Origin of the sequence: Bacteroides sp. An19 (assembly GCF_002160215.1) — a bacterium.
In the GTDB taxonomy this organism is placed as follows: Bacteria; Bacteroidota; Bacteroidia; order Bacteroidales; family Bacteroidaceae; genus Phocaeicola; species Phocaeicola intestinalis.
Window position 1 is genome coordinate 12,229 of the sequence record NZ_NFKD01000004.1, and the last position, 18,511, is coordinate 30,739.

Consider the following 18,511-nt stretch of genomic DNA (forward strand, 5'->3'; position numbering starts at 1 on the left):
TTCTTATGGAGAAAAATTACGGAGATTTGTACCTTAATTACAGATTCTATTCCATCAAGCATAGCATTTTTCCACAAAATATGTATTTTTGCTACGTAAAATATACACGCATATGAAAGAAGATTTTATCAAAATGGATTCGGTAGAAGTGTACAATCAACTATTCGGATTAGAATCACTCCATCCGCTGGTAAATGTTATCGACCTGAGCGAAGCCACACACTTTCCTACTCATTTCACCATCAATTATGGAATATATGCCTTGTTTCTAAAAGATACCCGATGTGGAGATATCCGCTATGGCAAGCAGACTTACGATTATCAAGACGGAACCATTGTCAGTTTCGCACCTGGACAAGTTGCAGAAACAGAACTTCAGAAAGGAGTAAAGCCCAAGGCTAAAGGCCTCTTGTTCCACCCTGATCTGATAAAAGGTACGTCACTCGGACAAGAAATCAAATCATATTCATTCTTTGCATATAGTTCGTACGAAGCATTACACCTCTCGGATGAAGAACAAAACACCATCCTTGACTGCCTGACAAACATAAAAGCAGAATTGATGCACCCGATAGACAAACTAAGCAAAAGACTGATAACCAGAAATATACAACTACTACTGGATTATTGTATGCGTTTCTACAACCGACAGTTCGAAACTCGGAAAGAAGTCAACAAGGATGTCCTGACACGTTTTGAATCGTTGCTGGATGACTATTTCCACAACGGAAAGACCCAAGTAGAAGGTATTCCCACAGTGAGATACTTTGCAGAGAGAGTATTCCTATCGCCCAATTATTTTGGAGACCTCATAAAAAAAGAAACAGGCAAAACGCCACAAGAATACATCCAGAATAAAATCATTGACACCGCCAAGGAGCTGCTTTTAGGTTCGGACAAAACCATTACTCAAATAGCCTACGAACTAGGGTTTCAATATTCACAGCATTTTAACCGGGTTTTCAAAAAGCATACAGGACACTCTCCTAATGAATACCGGAAAACACAAACATTTTATCCAACAGCCTAAAGACTGCGATATTCCACATCCGTTTATTCATAATTCCAGTCCGCTGGTCCATTGTTGCCGAACATGAAGAAGGTAGAGGAAATTAAGAAACTTGGGCCCATAAAAAAAGAAGGGAAGTAAAAAACACTTCCCTCCCCCACATGGAATTTCTAACAATTAAGTTAAGGCACTATTACAGAATCGACTTCACAGTTTCCAACATACCTTTTTCCTGAATGCTGTCCAAATCAACTTTTACGGCTGCGGTCAATCCCGGAATCTGATTCAAATCTTCGCCCCAAATAGACTGTGCCGCCAATACACCTTCAGCAATCTTTTGTGTATCGCCAGTCGCCCACAGCTGCTTCAGCAAATCCATGATTTCCGGAGCATCATTCGGAACGATTTCAGCACCGTCTTCGCGTACACCGCCTTTATAATAAGTAATGATAGCAGCCAGTCCCAATACCAAGCCTTTCGGAAGTTCACCCTTACGTTCCAAATATACCTTCAAGCCGGGCAGGTCACGAGTCTGGTATTTCGGGAATGAGTTCAGCATGATAGAGGTCACTTGATGGTCAACGAACGGATTGTTGAAGCGTTCCAGTACATCATGAGCGAATTGTTCCAATTCAGCCTTCGGCAAATTCAAGGTTTCCATCAGTTCGTCAAACATCACCTTGTGGATGAACTTGCCGATAACCGGATGCTGGCAAGCGTCGCGGACGATATTTACTCCCGACAGATATGCAACCGGCGACAATACGGTATGCGGACCGTTCAGCAACGTAACTTTTCTTTCATGATACGGAGCTTCAGACGGAACGAACAAGACATTCAGGCCTGCCTTGTCTGCAGGGAATTCTTTTGCCACTTCTTGCGGTGCCTCGATTACCCACAAATGGAAAATTTCACCCTGTACCACCATGTTATCATCATATTGCAGTTTTTCTTTGATAGCATCAATTTCCTTGCGCGGGAATCCCGGAACGATACGGTCTACCAAAGTAGCATATACACCGCAGGCTTTTTCGAACCAATTCTTGAAATCCTCGCCCAAATTCCACAATTCAATATACTGATAAATGGTTTCTTTCAGCTTATGCCCGTTCAAGAAAATCAATTCGCAAGGGAAAATAATCAAACCTTTTGACATATCACCATTGAATGTCTTAAAACGATGATACAGCAATTGGGTCAGTTTACCCGGATAAGAAGCAGCAGGAGCATCATCCAGTTTGCACGAAGGGTCGAAAGCAATACCTGCTTCGGTAGTATTCGAAATCACAAAACGCATCTCAGGCTGCTCGGCAAGTTTCATAAACTCGTCAAATTGACTGTATGGATTCAATGCACGGCTTACTACATCAATCAATGTCAGGCTATTCACCACCTGACCTTTATCAAGTCCCTGCAAATTAACGTGATACAAACAGTCTTGATTGTTCAGCGTATCAATCATACCTTTACCCAAAGGCTGCACAATGACTACACTGCTATTGAAATCTGTCTTCTGGTCCATATTATAAACAATCCAGTCGACAAACGCACGTAAAAAGTTACCTTCACCAAATTGAATGATTCTTTCAGGACGAACAGGCTTGTTCGCATTTTCTTTGTTTAACGGTCTCATACTTTGTATTTATTTTTAGGTTTACTGTTGCATACAATACATATTCAAGTTCAAATCACCTTCACAAATGGTAAAAAATATTTATCCAGTACATAACCTACCCATCAACGAAGTGATTAATTTTACTAAATATTCGCTGCAAATATACGAAATATTTTGTTATTCCAAATAAAATTTCTATTTTCGTGTTCGATAACGGAGAATAAAACGATATTTGTGTTGTTCAGCATAAAAAATCGTTCCAGCAATTAGAAAAAGTGAAAATACCTAACAAAAAACATAAACCAAAAAGAAAACTTATATGAAAAAATTTATGGACGAAAATTTCCTGTTAAAAACAGAAACTGCACAGGAATTATACCACAACCACGCTGCCAAGATGCCTATTATCGATTACCATTGCCATTTGATTCCGAAAATGGTAGCCGATGATTATCAATTCAAGTCAATCACAGAAATCTGGCTGGGCGGTGACCACTATAAATGGCGTGCTATGCGTAGCAACGGTGTAGACGAACGCTATTGTACCGGAAAAGACACCACAGATTGGGAAAAATTCGAGAAGTGGGCAGAAACTGTTCCTTACACATTCCGTAACCCCTTGTATCATTGGACTCATCTGGAACTGAAAACCGCTTTCGGTATCGATAAAATCCTGAACCCCTCTACCGCACGTGAAATATTCGAAGAATGTAATGCCAAATTGGCTACTCCTGAATACTCTGCACGCAACTTGATGCGCCGCTACCACGTAGAGACCGTATGTACGACAGACGACCCTGTAGATTCTTTGGAATATCATATCGCAACACGCGAAAGCGGCTTCGAAATCAAGATGCTTCCGGCTTGGCGTCCCGATAAGGCCATGGCTGTAGAATCTGCAGCCAACTATCGTGCTTACATCGAAAAACTGGCGGAAGTGAGCGGCGTAAACATTTCTTCGTTCGATGACATGATTGACGCTTTGCGCAAACGTCATGCATTCTTTGCAGAACAAGGATGTAGATTGTCAGACCACGGAATCGAAGAATTCTATGCTGAAGACTATACGGATGCTGAAATCCGTGCGATATTCAATAAAGTGTACGGCGGCACGGAATTGACGAAAGAAGAAATCCTGAAGTTCAAGTCGGCTATGTTGGTTATCTTTGCCGAAATGGACTGGGAAACCGGTTGGGCACAACAATATCACTACGGAGCTATCCGCGACAACAACAGCAAGATGTTCAAGTTATTGGGACCGGATACCGGTTTTGACTCTATCGGTGAATTCAACACAGCCAAATCAATGTCGAAATTCCTCGACCGTTTGAACTCTGAAGGCAAACTGACTAAAACCATCCTGTACAACCTGAATCCATGCGCGAATGAAGTCGTTGCTACCATGCTGGGCAACTTCCAGGACGGTTCGGTACCGGGCAAGATTCAGTTCGGTTCGGGCTGGTGGTTCCTCGATCAGAAAGACGGTATGGAAAAGCAGATGAACGCGCTTTCACTGCTGGGCTTGTTGAGCCGCTTTGTAGGTATGCTTACAGACTCGCGTTCATTCCTGTCTTATCCGCGTCATGAATACTTCCGCCGCACATTATGTAATTTGTTAGGCAATGATGTTGAAAACGGAGAACTCCCGGAATCAGAAATGCCGCGCATCCAGCAAATGGTAGAAGATATTTGCTATAACAACGCAAAGAATTATTTCAATTTCTAATCGTTCTTCATAAATCAGATTTTGCATGAGAAAGCCCGCTATTTGGCGGGCTTCTTTCTTTTTCGTATCTTTGTCCGCTCCTAAAAACAAAAAGACAGAAAGAACATGAAGGTACAATTTATGAGCTTAGGTAGCGGAAGCAGCGGAAACTGTTATTATCTTGCCACCGAGGCATGCAGTATATTAATAGATGCCGGAGTAGGCATCCGCACTGTAAAGAAAATATTCAAGGATTACAACATTGACATGCAGTGCATCCACGCCATCTTTATCACACACGACCATGCCGACCATATAAAAGCTGTAGGCAACCTTGCCAAACGGTATAATATCCCCGTCTATGCCACACAGGCTATCCACAAAGGTATGGAGCGCAGCTACTGCATGACCGAAAAACTTTCGGCAGACTGCATCCGTCTGATAGAAAAAGAAAAAACTATCAGCCTGGGTGATTTCACCATAACCTGCTTCGAGGTGCCTCATGACGGTACTGACAATGTGGGTTATTGCATAGAAACAGGCGACAAGACTTTCGCCTTTCTTACCGATATGGGCCACATTACCCCTACAGCTGCTTCATACATCGAACGTGCCGATTACCTGATTCTGGAAGCCAATTACGATGATGCCATGCTGCAGATGGGACCTTATCCCCCTTATCTGAAAGCACGTATCGCCGGGCCAAACGGACACATGAGCAACCGTGAGGCAGCCCAGTTTATTGCCGAGCACTTTCCTCCCCACCTGAAGGTACTTTGGCTTTGCCATCTAAGCAAAGACAACAACCATCCGGAACTTGCATACAAGACCGTAGAGCTTGCCTTGCGCGAACAAGGCATCGTAGCAGGACGCGATGTACAACTTTGCGCACTAAAGCGCACGCTGCCTTCAGAGTTGTATACTTTCGAATAAGATTGTCTGATTCTGGAAAAAATCCCACAGATAGATGCGCCGACACATATAGGTTCATCTGCTGTAAGATTATTAATCTTCAGGCTGCAAGATTATTAATCTTACAAGCGGAAGATTATTAATCTTACACCAGACGAAGCTATCTGCGTGCGTTGAAGCAAGAAGATAATAACGACAACCTTTTATACCATGCGCGGTATGAAATTGTGTATTTTAATAGGACACAGAAGACACGGAAAGGCACAGACGAACACAGATTTTTATATTTTCCTTCTGTGTATTCTTGTGTAGTCTGTGTTCTATGATAGCATCAACAAAATGCACAAATCTATATTGCGCATAGTATAAATCAGCTAAACGATATGTATCAGGAGCTATCTTACACGTACCAATTCATAATCACGGTTGCCCAACCCGATTTTTTCAGCATGAGCCAAACACGTTTTATATTCCGCGTTCGGATTGGTATTGTCGAAATGGTCATGATGGTCATGAAAATGAGGACTTGCCATTTCATCCGCCAACTGGCTATCGGGCAAAGGAGTCTGTTTCAAACAAGCGTCTACACATGCCTGGTCTAAAGCCAACGGGTCGAAAGATGCGAACATGCCCACATCGGGTATAATCGGAGTGTCATTGCCCGAATGGCAATCACAAGTCGGCGAGACATCGCACACCAAGGAGATATGGAAGTTTGGCCTGCCATAAACTACGGCTTTCGTATATTCAGCCATCCGGCAATTCAGCTCTTTGATTGCCGCATCTTGGGCAAAGCCGATTGCATCAAAATTACATGCCCCAATGCAGCGTCCGCAACCTACACAGTTGTCTTGGTTGATAGACATCTTCTTTCGCCCTTCGTCAAAAACAAGACCGTCATTCGCACATTCGCGCATGCACCTCTTACATCCCCTGCATGCATCCTGATTGATAACAGGCTTTCCGTTGCAGTGCTGGTCTTTCTTTCCGGCTCTCGACCCGCATCCCATACCGATATTCTTTATTGCGCCTCCGAATCCGGTCATCTCATGCCCTTTGAAATGAGTGAGTGAAATAAAAATATCGGCATCCATTACGGCATGGCCGATTCTCGCTTCTTTTACATATTCACCTCCAGCCACAGGCACCGCAATGTCATCCGTTCCTTTCAGTCCATCGCCGATAATCACCGGACAGCCTACGGTCAAAGGCGTAAAGCCATTCTCCCATGCACAATACAGATGTTCAATGGCATTCTTGCGGCTGCCCGGATACAATGTATTGCAATCGGTAAGGAATGGCTTCCCGCCACATTGCTTCACCATATCCACTACAGCCCGTGCATAGTTCGGACGAAGGAAACTCAAGTTCCCCAGTTCGCCGAAATGCATCTTGATAGCGACAAACTTTCCGTCCATATCTATTGTATTCAGACCTGCTGCCTTTATCAGCCTTTTCAGCTTGTCAGCAGGCCCTTCATCAGGTTTGCACCGGAAATCAGTATAATAAACCTTGCTTTTTGTTTTTACTTCATCCATTGTCTTATTCCTTTTGGTCGATACCGCAAAGATAATCGAAAATCACATTACAGGCAATAAAAAAGCAGATTAACACAAATCCTTCCAATCTGCATTAATCCGCTTTCTTAGTTCCTATGTTTGTAATGTGCTATCTTTCGCTAGCACATTACAAACATAGGAACTTATTATATCACAATGTCTTATTTCGTACGGCGAACCGTATGGAGCACTTTCCCGTCCTTGTCCATCATGTGTAGGCAAAGCTCGTGTTTGTCTACCGTAATGAGCGAGAAACCTGTCGCACCGCTGCAGAACTGCGTGCCGTCTACCGGTTTCACTTCGCGTGCCAACGAGCCGGAAGTGTTCACCACATAGTCAATCTTGCTGTCCGTCTTACGGATGTGCTGGAAGTTATGGATATGGCCACATACGTACATGTCTACATTGCCGTGCTTGCGCAAAATAGAGTCTACCCGCTTCTGCATGTCCGTCCGTTCGCTATCGTTCTTATCGGTATCGGCATAGATGGGGTGATGGCCTACCACCATTACCCAGTCTTCTTTAGCCGAAGTCAATACCGAATCCAGCCATGCCAACTGCTTGTCCATATCTTGTTTGCCTGCATCGGGATATTTCTCGGTATCTTCACGGTATTTGTCAAGCAAAGGTGGCGTATCAATCATCACCAAGCGGATAGTCGCCCCGTCTTCCTCCATCACCTTTGTATAATAGCGTGCCGGCATCTCCCAACGGGCGCTGACATTGCTATAATCCAACACCGCCTGCGTATTGCCCCGATACTCATGATTCCCTAAAATGGGATACCAGGGCAACATCAAATCGGGATGGCTGTATATCAGTTCGTAATTGGTCATCCACAAAGGGTCTTGCACACTGCGCACCCCCTCGAAATGATGCACGTCACCGGCAGCTACTACAAATTCGATATCAATCGTTTCTGCCATTTTACCCATCAGTTCGGCTATCGGCTTCTGGTCATAATAACCGTTGCGCCCAAGGTCGTTTGCCAAATAAAAATTAAGCGGTTTTTCCAAAGATTTCCACGTTGCCGCATCTTGCGCGAAAGCGACTACAGCCGCCATTACCAGGAATAAAGAGATTCCTATTTTCTTCATTGATTTCATTTGCTTAAAGATAAATGTTGATTAATAATTATGCGACAAAATTAGGAGACAATTCTGAATTAAAACTGAAACCTCCTGCTGTATGTCTTAATAAAAAATCCGGGTACTGGAGTTATTTCCGGTCCCGGACCTCTTAGGAAAAAAGAATGTATATCAGAGTTGTATCAGAGATACCGCATTCAGATTACTCACCATAAGCGCCATAACGAGCGGCAACTGCCGGTGAAGTATAAGTTTCGCCGTTAACGGTCAGCCCGGTTGTCGAGAAGTAAGGAGCAGCAAATGCCTCTGTACCATCGCAAGCACCTGTCAGTGCCGGAGAGCCAGCTTGCAAATGGAAGTCCCAAGCATCATTGTAAACATAGTCGGTCAAGCCTACACCATTGATGTCGAAACCAACAAATTGCGGATCTTTTAAATCATTTTCTGTAGCGATAACGCTATGCACGTCTACTACCCCTACATTGTAATCTTCGTGTTCATAGTTATAACCTTGCCATGCGTATGCCACACCCGATTCGTCTTCACCATCCCATACAATATCACTCGGTTGGTTACCCGATGCGTAATAGTTGTAATCAATTACAGAATCGTCATCGTAACCTTCTTCGGGGTCGTTCGGAATGTCAAAGCTCGGAGTCATCGCACGGAACTTGCAATTTACCATTAAGTTATTGAATACATTAGCCAAGATATTCTTCTCTACATAGATGCAACCGCCTTTTTCACCGTCGCGTCTCCATCCTGCATTGATGATAGTATTGTTGTAAGCTTGAACCAAAGCCTGGGCACGGTTTTCGCTCTGACCTGAACTAGAGAGCTTCAAGCCGTTGGTGTTCGGGCTGAACATCACGTTTCCGGCAATGTCTACCTTGCAACCTGCTTTCACGTTTACAGCCTCAGCACCATCGAATCCGTTAGCGGCAAAGACATTGTTCATAATAATCGCTTCACCACCCATCAGATAAATGCCATCCGACCATCCGTTACGCAAGATTGAATTCGTAATCACGTATTTACCATTGATATTATTGGTAGTAATCTGCGGATAAGCATCGTCACCGGCGGTATACACACCCGAAGTTGCTGCAGGAGAACCTTCTACTACCTGACCACCGGTATATTCTATGATTGTATGGTCAATCAACATTTCGCCACAAGTTTCCGAAGCTACAATACCCCCCCAAAGACCTGCAAAAATATTCGCCTCTGTGCGGTCGGCTTCAGGAATAGAAAAACGAACAGGTTTTTCTTCTGTACCTTCGCAATACAAGTTTCCATTTACCGTAAACTCTACAGGCACATGGTTCGCTCCTACACCGGCTGTGCTGGCGATGATTTGGACACCTTCTTTAATAATCAATGTTTTGCCTTCGGGCACCGTGTAATGATTAGTCAGGTTGATTATTGTATCAACCGGCCAAGTCACCGTATTGGTATTGTTCCATTGGTCTTCCAGACTTACAGGACCTTCCGGATCATCGCCATTCGGTTCATCCGGTTCTTCTACAGGAGGATTCTGCGGTTCGTTCTCATCATCACTACAAGCAGCGAAGAATGATACGCTCATCAAAGCTGCACCTACGAATAAAAACTTCTTAAAATTCATAATTGAAAAGATTAAATGTGTTTGTTAGTCAATATGTTCTGTTTTTCTTTTTTACAATTTATACCTTACACCTAACATAATGGTCTGTCCGTGCCATTCTTTACGCTCGATAACATTGCCATTATGACGTTCATAATCAATGTTTGCCGTGCGAGGTCCGTTCTGAATGTAGCGGTACAAGGGCACATCCAACAGATTGGAAGCTTTCGCAAATATATTCACGCCACATTTGAAGCTCTTCTCTACCGATACGTCCAACTGGAAATAGCCGTCTTCCCAAATATCATTATCATACCAGTTCGAAATATCACTCAGACGTTTGCCTGTATAGCTTCCGGCGATTTGCCCTTCCCATCCATATTTCGTGCTCTTGAAGAGCAAGGAAAGATTTGCCACGTGGGCAGCTTGACCAAACAATGGACGAGATTGTTTTTGAGTCCTTACTTCCGAACCTTCCATGATGCGTTTATCAGTTGTTATCTTCGAGTGTGTATACGTATAGTTCGCTTTGATACCGAACCAATTGAAATATTTCATAATATCCACTTCCACACCCAAATTGGTTGCATCGCCAAAGTTCATCGGTTGGTAATACGTATCCTGACCCTCGTTTATCAAACCGTATTCAATCGGATTTTGAATATTCTTATAAAACAGGCCGACCATAAACTGCTCCGAAGACTTCGGGAAAAATTCGTAACGCAAATCCACATTATCCGCAACCGTATGCTTCAAGTCGGGATTACCTTTTTCCTTATAGTCTTCGTTGATAATGCTATAAGGCACAATTTCGAAGAAGCTCGGACGATTGATGGCACGGGCGTATGAGAAACGCAAATTGGCATTTTCGTGCACATTGTATTTTGCGTGGAAACTGGGCAATACATCCGTATACTTTTGATTGCCTTCGGGGTCTACATCACGCGGGAATTTCAATACATATCCCTGATTGGTATGTTCCACACGGACACCCGCTATCAATTCCCATTTATTATAGGTATATTTCACCATGCCATAGCCTGCCCCTACTTTTTCTGAAGCGTCATAGTTGAGCGGGTCGCCGATATTACCATAACGGCGCGGTGTAATCAAGATTTCATCGAAATTATTCCAATCCTCGCCCAAATATTGCGGATCCTTGCTTCCGGTAGCCGAATCGAAAGTATATTCATTGAAGAAGCTGTCACGTTTCTTATCACGATACATACCTCCTATGGAGAAATCGAACACCGGACCTCCGTCCAGCTGCCACTTATAACTCAAGTCTACATATCCCGCCTTGTCTTTATCAGAGTTATGTTCCCACCGGCGTGTAGCCGCACCCGATGTCTGCAGGTGTGTCCCTTGCAGGAATATTTCCGCATTGTCCGGCGTTTCACTATAAGCTTTCGAAATGACCGCCGACCAATTCAGTTTCAAGGCTCCGCCTTCTAAGAACTGATGTTCACCTTTCAGGGTTGAATTGATAATGTACTGGCGGTTCCACTTCATCCGGACTGCACGTTCCTGATCGTCCTCCCCATCACGTACTTCCGCTTCACGCATGTCCATATAGCCATTGTACCAAGTCAACTTATGGTTTTCGTTGATGTGATAATCCAGCTTGGCATGGGCACCGATACGGGTCTGTTGGGTGGAATAATTACGGTACACGATACCGTTATGCGAAGTTCCGGGCTGATAATAAATTTGGCTCTCTTTGCCACGATACGTATTCAGATAACTTCCCGCCAACATCACGCCCAGCTTGTCATCGAAGAAACGGTCTCCATAAGAAATGCCTGCTGTAAGGTCGGGCATCGGACGCTTCCATTTCATCCGCAAGTTCGACATCGTGAAGTTATCCTGTGTCACCTGATAATCTTCCGGTTTCCCCATCGCTTCGTATGGCGAATCTTTCACTATGTCCCCGTAGTCGAACGACTGGAAATCGCGGTCGAAATACATAGCGTTATAACCGGTAGAAATGCTTGCCGTGAACTGACGTTCCGTAGGCGCATCTTTCATCACCAGATTGACCGCACCGCCGATGCCGTCGCCTTCCATATTGGCAGTAAGTGATTTGGTCACCTCCAACCGGTCGAGCATCTCAGAAGGGAATATGTCAAGAGGCACGAAACGGTTCTTATTATCGGGACTTGGAATCTTCACTCCATTAATTAAGGTATAATTGTAACGCTTGTCCATACCGCGCAGGATAGCATACTGCCCTTCCCCACTGCTGTTACGCTCGATTGTCACACCCGACATACGCTGGATTACATTCGCGACCGTGATATCCGGAGAAAGCTCGATGGCTTTTGCACTCATCACGTTCACCACGTTCATCGCCTTACGCTCGATGGCGCGTGCACCAGCTTCACTTCGTCCGGGATTGGTAGCCACCACGGTGACTTCTCCCAGCAGCACATCATCACTTGCCAATGGTATTTCTATATCCGAATCCTTCGAAGTGACCTGCATTTCGTAGCTCTTATAACCAATATATGTACAGACAATCGTGAACGTAGGACGGTTTACCGAAAGGCTGAAACTACCGTCAAGCCCCGTCACTGCACCTTTCGAAGGTTCTTCTTTCACTACTACCGAGGCTCCGATAATCTCTTCACCTGTCTTTGCATCTTTTATCTTTCCTTTGATGTCCATCGCATTGGCACTGGCTGCCGTGAGCAACGCCAAGCCCAAAACAACTCTCTTTCTCATAACAATCTTTTTCCCTTTTTGCTTGTTTGACGCCGCAAAAGTAGAGGCAATGTTTTTCAAGACAGTTTCACAAATGTTTCATTTCCGCTACACATGCGAAAGAGGTGCGAAAAGAGTGCTTTTTGAAGATTTTTTGAAGACGATATTACATTCGTGTTACAAATTCAGACCATGTATGACAATTTTATAGTGCATGTGACATTTTATTCAATATAAAGGACGAGAATCGGTACAATCTGATACTTTTGCAATTCGAAACCATGCCTTTTATTTATATGAAAACTATACGAAAAAGCCAGCAGACTGACTGTCTTACCATTTATAATTTAATATGCGATATGGAGGCCCAAACGCTTCCGTACGAAACATTCGAAGAAATTTACTCCAGACAATTGGAGAACGACTGTTACATTTGCTTAGTATACGAAATAAATGGAGAGGTGATTGGCTGCATCAACCTGCGAATGGAATACCAGCTGCACCACGCCGGACGGATATGCGAGATTATGGAATTGGCGGTACGCTCCGACCGCCGCAGCCAAGGCATCGGCAGATGTCTTTTCAATGCTGCTTACAATGAGGCAAAAGCCCAAGGTTGCCTCCAGATAGAAGTGTGCTGCAACCAACTGCGCCTCCGTACCCACCGTTTCTATGAAGTGTGCGGAATGCATAACTTCCACTACAAGTTCTCACTTAGTCTTACCCAAACGGGTGATTACGACAACAAACTGGGGAGGTGAAATTATCATTTTCACGCCAACAATTAGAAGCTGTTTTGAATTTATCGTGCGATGATTTGGGATGAGTTTTTGAGGCATTTCCGCTTCTGTGATGAGGAAGATAGCGGGCTATCTGACGAAGAACAGGAGCGAAAAGGACCAAAAAATCGCCCAAAGCACACACGAAAACGGATACATCAAGCCAAGAAAAACTTTTTGGAGAAATTCAAAACAGCTTCTTAGTAACAGGCAATCTTATTCCTGCAGGAAAAGGCGTAAGCGGAAGTACACAGAAAATCGTCACCTTTGCCTGCAAATCACCAGGATAATATAAGGTATATGGATTTATCGAATTGGTTTAAAAGTTTTGAATGGGTATCGCACGACTCACGGAAGAAGAGCGGAAACGTTTTTTCGCTGAGTGTGGAAAGAATTGCGTGCGCAACGGCGTGTTACCCATTTACGAAAAGCTGTACAAAGATGCCAACGGCAACATGGATACATTCTTCCGCAAAGCAAACGAACTGCCTGGAGTCAGCGGAAAGGTAGTGAAAGAAGGACAGATATACCGTCTTTCCTTTCTGGAATGCACATGCGGACTGCACACAGAGGGGTATGTCCGCACACCCCTGCTGTGTGAATGCTCACGTCAAAGCGTACTCTATGCATTGCACAGCCTGTGGCAGGAACATGATTTCCGTGTAACGCTCTGCTGTTCCATCCTACAGGGAAACGAGAAGTGCATAATGCAGATTGAGGTAATACAAGGCAGAAGTCAATCTTCCTGAGTCACTTCCACATCGGGTAAGGAAATACTATCGACTACCTTCTGCCAGTAAGCACGGACATCTTTCCAATGGTAGAAAGGCGCACAATCGGTCTTGACGGGAAGCGTCACCTCACGCTCGTTCAGAAGAAGCTTCACCAGAATGTCATCATTTTCCGGCTTGCAGAAGAAAATGAGTTGCACGTTGCCGCACATCGGAATAATACGGTAGGTGCGGTAGGTATCGGCTATCTTTTGCCAATCACCGGTAGAAGCAGACAAATGATTGCACCCCATCAGCGTGGCCAAGGGAGCCAGATTGGTATCATGCCCATAACGAAGGGTAACGCAATTCCGTTTCGAGGCAATAACCGTATCGGCAGTCTCTACAAAATTACGGAGCAGGTTACGTTCTACCTTGTACATACAAGCACCGCTCAGCGGGGATGCGCCTTTCTCGTAATACCACTCGAAGTTATTACGTTGCCACAAGTCGTAACGTTCATCTTCGGTAAACAAGAACGCCAAATCAGGCTGATTGTAACTGCTTTGGCTGATTCCGTCCAATTCGAAGAGGTCCATCATCAGTCCCGTAGGATCTTCCACAGTCTGAGGACGGGTGAAGAGCTGCTTCATCAGACGGTCAGGATGCACGTATATGCTGTCGGCAGCACGATAGACCGAATCAGCATTCGCCAAATGGACAGCTTCGTAGGGTTCGTTCTTATACTTTATATAATAAAGGTCATGATTGCTGGCATCGTTGGTGATATTCAATTTCGGATTTAAACCTTTCAGCTCCACACACCCGGCGGTCATCGAAAGGAAAGCACGGGTCTTATAGGTAGAACGGGCATCCACGTGTACACCTTCGGTAAACACTTGCGGATAACGGGCAAACATACGGCGTACCAACTGGCGATGTTGTTCAGCTCCTTTCGGAGTGAGTTCTCCATAGCGTCCTTCGGCTTCCTGCGCCAGACTTTCCACTATCTTGAGTGCCCGTTTCCCATCGGCGGTAAGGATATGTTGCTTTTCGGCATCACGCAAGACAGCCAAGGGCTTATCGTATTTTTTCTGCTTGGTAAGATAACGTGAACCGTGACGGGCGAACATCGAGATGTAAAAGGGTTCATAGCCTTCAGGAGCCGGAGTAAGTTCTACGGACGGAGCCTGATAGGCATAATACTTACCGGCTGCCAAAGCCGGGTTTTGGCGGATTTCATCCTTTGCGGTCTGTGCTGACACTGACAAGGCAACACAAAACAAGGGAACAAACGATAACAATCTTTTCATACTATCTTATAAATAAAAAACGGATGTAAATGTAGAGATTCTTCCCTACACTTACACCCGTTGATACGTTAAAAGATAACGTCAGCCTTTGAAATGAAACAAGACTGAAATATGTTTGTCACGCTTATTGCGCTGGCATACTTACGATCTCTTGCATAATGCGTACGGCGGTCTGCACGTCTTTTACGTCTTTGATGACCATGCTTCGCTTACCATTTTGCTCGCGCAGGTTACATATACGCGGGTTCTGTGACATATAGTTGATTATTTTCCCGAACGCCTCGCTTTGATAATAAGGGCTCTCCAGGTTGCTGACAAAATACAGCGTCATCCGCCCTAACTTGAGGATAACCTTTTCGATGCCCATCCGTTTCGCCATCCGGCGCAAGGGCACGATACGTATCAGTTCTTCTCCTTCGGGCGGAATCTTGCCGAAACGGTCTACCAGCCTTGCCTTGAAGGCTTCGACATCCTTGTCCAATTCCAGTTTATCCAATTCGCGGTAAAGCAGCATACGCTCGCTGCTGCTGGGAATGTACTCGTTGGGGAAAAGCAATTCGAGGTCGCTCTCTACCGTACATTCGTCAACAAATCCCTCGCCGCTCAGTTTTTCTTCACCTGCTTTGATTTCATCGGCATAAAGTTCGGCAAACTCATCGTTCTTCAATTCTGTCACCGCCTCTGCCAGAATCTTCTGATAGGTCTCATAACCCAAGTCGGCAATGAAACCGCTCTGTTCGGCGCCCAGCATATTCCCGGCACCGCGGATATCAAGGTCCTGCATGGCAATGTGAATGCCGCTTCCTAAGTCGCTGAAGTTCTCGATAGCTTGCAAACGGCGTTTGGCTTCGGGGGTCAGAGTAGACAAGGGGGGAGCCAGCAGATAACAGAAAGCTTTCTTGTTGCTCCGCCCTACCCGTCCGCGCATCTGGTGCAGGTCGCTCAATCCGAAATTCTGCGCCTGGTTAATGATGATGGTATTGGCGTTGGGAATATCGATACCGCTCTCGATGATGGTGGTGGCAAGCAACACATCGTAATCATAATTCACAAAGTCGAAGATGATTTTCTCCAGTTCTTCGGGTTTCATTTGTCCGTGCCCCACGCACACACGGCAATCGGGAATGTTACGTTCTATCATCGCTTTCAGTTCGGACAGATTCTGGATGCGGTTGTTTACGAAAAACACTTGCCCGTTACGGCTCATTTCAAAGTTGATAGCATCGGCAATGATTTCTTCATTGAACGTGTGCACCTCGGTCTGTATGGGATAACGGTTGGGCGGCGGGGTCTGGATAACCGACAGGTCGCGTGCTCCCATCAACGAAAACTGCAAGGTACGCGGAATAGGCGTAGCGGTCATTGTCAGCGTATCGACGTTCACTTTCAGCTGACGCAGTTTTTCCTTCACGCTCACGCCGAATTTCTGTTCCTCATCGATAATCAGTAACCCAAGGTCTTTGAACTTCACACTCTTGCCGATAATCTTGTGCGTGCCTATCAGGATGTCTATCTTTCCGTCGGCAAGTTCCTTCAAGATACGGCTGGTGTCTTTTGCCGTACGGGCACGGCTCAGGTAGTCTACCTTGCACGGCATTCCTTCCAACCGCTTGCTGAACGTCTGGAAATGCTGGAACGCCAGCACGGTAGTAGGTACCAGCACTGCTACTTGCTTGTTGTCGGTCACCGCCTTGAAGGCTGCACGCACAGCCACTTCGGTCTTGCCGAATCCTACATCGCCACACACCAGACGGTCCATCGGACGGTCGCTTTCCATATCTGCTTTTACCTCTTGTGTAGCTTTCAGCTGGTCGGGCGTATCTTCGTAAAGGAAACTTGCTTCCAGTTCGTGTTGCAGAAAACTATCGGGGCTGTACTTGAAGCCCTTTTCCTGCTTGCGGCGCGAATAGAGCTTGATAAGGTCGCGGGCGATGTCCTTGATTTTCGTTTTGGTACGTTCCTTCATCTTCTCCCACGCCCCGGTACCCAGCTTGCTGATGCGAGGCTGCTCGCCTTCTTTCCCTTTATACTTCGAAATCTTATGCAACGAATGGATGGAAACGAAGACTACATCGTCATTTTGATATACCAACTTGATAACTTCCTGCGTAGTGTTCCCATTGGGGATGCGCACCAGTCCGGCAAACTTTCCGATACCGTGGTCGATATGCACCACATAGTCTCCCGGTTCAAACTGGCTCAGTTCTTTCAGCGAAAGCGCTACCTTTCCGCTACGTGCCTTGTCGCTGCGTAAATTGTATTTATGAAAACGGTCGAATATCTGATGGTCGGTAAAAATGCAACACTTCAGTGTATGGTCGATGAAGCCTTCGTGCAAAGTGCGGTCTACCGGCACAAATGATATCTTATCGCCACGTTCTTGAAAAATGTCACGCAAGCGGTCGGTCTGCTTCACACTGTCCGAACAGATATACAACTGATATCCCCGCTGCCGGTAATCGGTCAGGGTGCTCGCCACCAAATCGAAATTCTTATGGAAAATCGGCTGAATGGAAGTTTGGAATGCCAACGTTGCCTGAGGAGTGCCTGCCGCTTTATGCCCAAAATCTATCCGCCGGAAAGACAATGCCTTTTGCAGAAAATCAGGCCCGGAAATTAATTTTTTCCGCAAATTTACCCAGTCGGTTTCCTCCCCTTCGTATGCCTGCACTGCCTGAGGAGAAAAAACCTCATCGTGTACCGTCTGGATACGCTCACGCACCCACATCAAGTCTTTGACCCACAGCACACATGTCTCAGGGACAAACTCCAACAGACACACATCCCCGTCAGAAGCCTCCGACAATTCGGGAACAATACTTACCGCATCTTTCTTCTCTTTCGAAAGTTGCGAATCCACCTCAAACGTACGAATACTGTCTATCTCATCACCAAAGAAATCAATACGATACGGATATTCTGATGCGAACGAATATACATCGAGAATACTTCCCCGCATTGCAAACTGTCCTGGCTCATACACATAGTCAACACGATGAAAACCGTATTTTACCAATTCTCCGGTTATCACTTCCGTATCGATGTGCTGTCCGATACGAAGACACAACATCCGTTCATCCAGCGACTTTTGGGATACCACTTTTTCTGCCAACGCATCCGGATAAGTCACCACCGTAACAGGTTTCTCCTGTTTCAACCGTGCCAATACTTCCGTACGCAATATCTCATTGGCTGCATCACGCTGACCATACTTAATGGCCCGCCGAAACGAAGAAGGGAAAAACAAAATCTCTTCATCACCATCGGCCTGTACCATATCGTGATAAAAATATCCTGCTTCTTCCAAATCATTCAAGATAAAAAGATTCACCCGGGAATACTGCTTAATGAAAGCCGATGCAAAAAAAGAAGCACACGAAGCATGAGTGCCTTCCATAAAAACAGTACGTATATCTTGATTCTGCAAAAGTTTCACCAAAGCCCCCACATTCGGATGTTTGGCATAAATTTGTTGAAGTCCAGCTATTTCCATTGTAATTCCTATAGATGGC

The 18,511-nt window shown here is 45.2% G+C and carries 13 protein-coding genes; 6 read left to right on the top strand and 7 right to left on the bottom strand.

What is annotated here, in order from left to right:
* Nucleotides 1-112: 112 nt before the first annotated feature.
* A complete protein-coding gene (locus tag B5F25_RS02460) occupies nucleotides 113-1,030 on the top strand; it encodes a helix-turn-helix domain-containing protein (RefSeq protein WP_087212722.1) in 918 nt (305 codons plus the stop codon).
* Nucleotides 1,031-1,202: 172 nt separating this feature from the next.
* Here B5F25_RS02460 and B5F25_RS02465 read toward each other — a convergent pair whose 3' ends face one another.
* Entirely contained in the window at nucleotides 1,203-2,642 is a 1,440-nt protein-coding gene (locus tag B5F25_RS02465; RefSeq protein ID WP_087247374.1) for a tagaturonate reductase, read from the bottom strand.
* Between the two features lie 301 nt (nucleotides 2,643-2,943).
* Between B5F25_RS02465 and uxaC the strand changes: the two genes are divergently transcribed.
* Nucleotides 2,944-4,350: a glucuronate isomerase gene (uxaC, locus tag B5F25_RS02470; protein ID WP_013616758.1), complete on the top strand. Its 1,407-nt coding sequence runs from the start codon at nucleotides 2,944-2,946 to the stop codon at nucleotides 4,348-4,350.
* 105 nt (nucleotides 4,351-4,455) lie between these two features.
* Complete coding sequence (locus tag B5F25_RS02475; protein WP_087247376.1) at nucleotides 4,456-5,262, top strand: MBL fold metallo-hydrolase; 807 nt, start codon at nucleotides 4,456-4,458, stop codon at nucleotides 5,260-5,262.
* A 374-nt stretch (nucleotides 5,263-5,636) separates the two neighbouring features.
* On the opposite strand, the gene B5F25_RS02480 is transcribed toward B5F25_RS02475, so the two are convergent.
* From B5F25_RS02480 to B5F25_RS02495, 4 genes are all read right to left on the bottom strand, one after another.
* Nucleotides 5,637-6,779, bottom strand: coding sequence for a DUF362 domain-containing protein (locus B5F25_RS02480; RefSeq protein ID WP_087247378.1), 1,143 nt, complete (start codon nucleotides 6,777-6,779; stop codon nucleotides 5,637-5,639).
* A gap of 182 nt (nucleotides 6,780-6,961) precedes the next feature.
* Nucleotides 6,962-7,864, bottom strand: coding sequence for a metallophosphoesterase (locus B5F25_RS02485; RefSeq protein WP_239414095.1), 903 nt, complete (start codon nucleotides 7,862-7,864; stop codon nucleotides 6,962-6,964).
* Nucleotides 7,865-8,090: 226 nt separating this feature from the next.
* Nucleotides 8,091-9,515, bottom strand: a complete 1,425-nt coding sequence (locus B5F25_RS02490) for a hypothetical protein (protein WP_022039318.1) — start codon at nucleotides 9,513-9,515, stop codon at nucleotides 8,091-8,093.
* Nucleotides 9,516-9,566: 51 nt separating this feature from the next.
* A complete protein-coding gene (locus tag B5F25_RS02495; RefSeq protein ID WP_087247380.1) occupies nucleotides 9,567-12,218 on the bottom strand; it encodes a TonB-dependent receptor in 2,652 nt (883 codons plus the stop codon).
* Nucleotides 12,219-12,493: 275 nt separating this feature from the next.
* On the opposite strand from B5F25_RS02495, the gene B5F25_RS02500 reads away from it, so the two are divergent.
* The 3 genes from B5F25_RS02500 to B5F25_RS02510 all read left to right on the top strand — a co-directional run bounded on the left by B5F25_RS02500 (nucleotide 12,494) and on the right by B5F25_RS02510 (nucleotide 13,725).
* A complete protein-coding gene (locus B5F25_RS02500; RefSeq protein ID WP_087212588.1) occupies nucleotides 12,494-12,958 on the top strand; it encodes a GNAT family N-acetyltransferase in 465 nt (154 codons plus the stop codon).
* Between the two features lie 51 nt (nucleotides 12,959-13,009).
* Complete coding sequence (locus B5F25_RS21510) at nucleotides 13,010-13,180, top strand: hypothetical protein (RefSeq protein WP_158098033.1); 171 nt, start codon at nucleotides 13,010-13,012, stop codon at nucleotides 13,178-13,180.
* Nucleotides 13,181-13,308: 128 nt separating this feature from the next.
* Nucleotides 13,309-13,725: a hypothetical protein gene (locus B5F25_RS02510; RefSeq protein ID WP_337625212.1), complete on the top strand. Its 417-nt coding sequence runs from the start codon at nucleotides 13,309-13,311 to the stop codon at nucleotides 13,723-13,725.
* Here B5F25_RS02510 and B5F25_RS02515 read toward each other — a convergent pair.
* Together B5F25_RS02515 and mfd are read right to left on the bottom strand one after the other, a co-directional pair.
* Nucleotides 13,713-14,999 (bottom strand): histidine-type phosphatase, encoded by a 1,287-nt coding sequence (locus B5F25_RS02515; protein WP_087247384.1) that lies wholly within the window; start codon nucleotides 14,997-14,999, stop codon nucleotides 13,713-13,715. The two genes, B5F25_RS02510 and B5F25_RS02515, sit on opposite strands and share 13 nt — an antisense overlap.
* Before the next feature lie 124 nt (nucleotides 15,000-15,123).
* Nucleotides 15,124-18,492, bottom strand: a complete 3,369-nt coding sequence (gene mfd / locus B5F25_RS02520; RefSeq protein WP_087247386.1) for a transcription-repair coupling factor — start codon at nucleotides 18,490-18,492, stop codon at nucleotides 15,124-15,126.
* Between the last annotated feature and the right edge of the window lie 19 nt (nucleotides 18,493-18,511).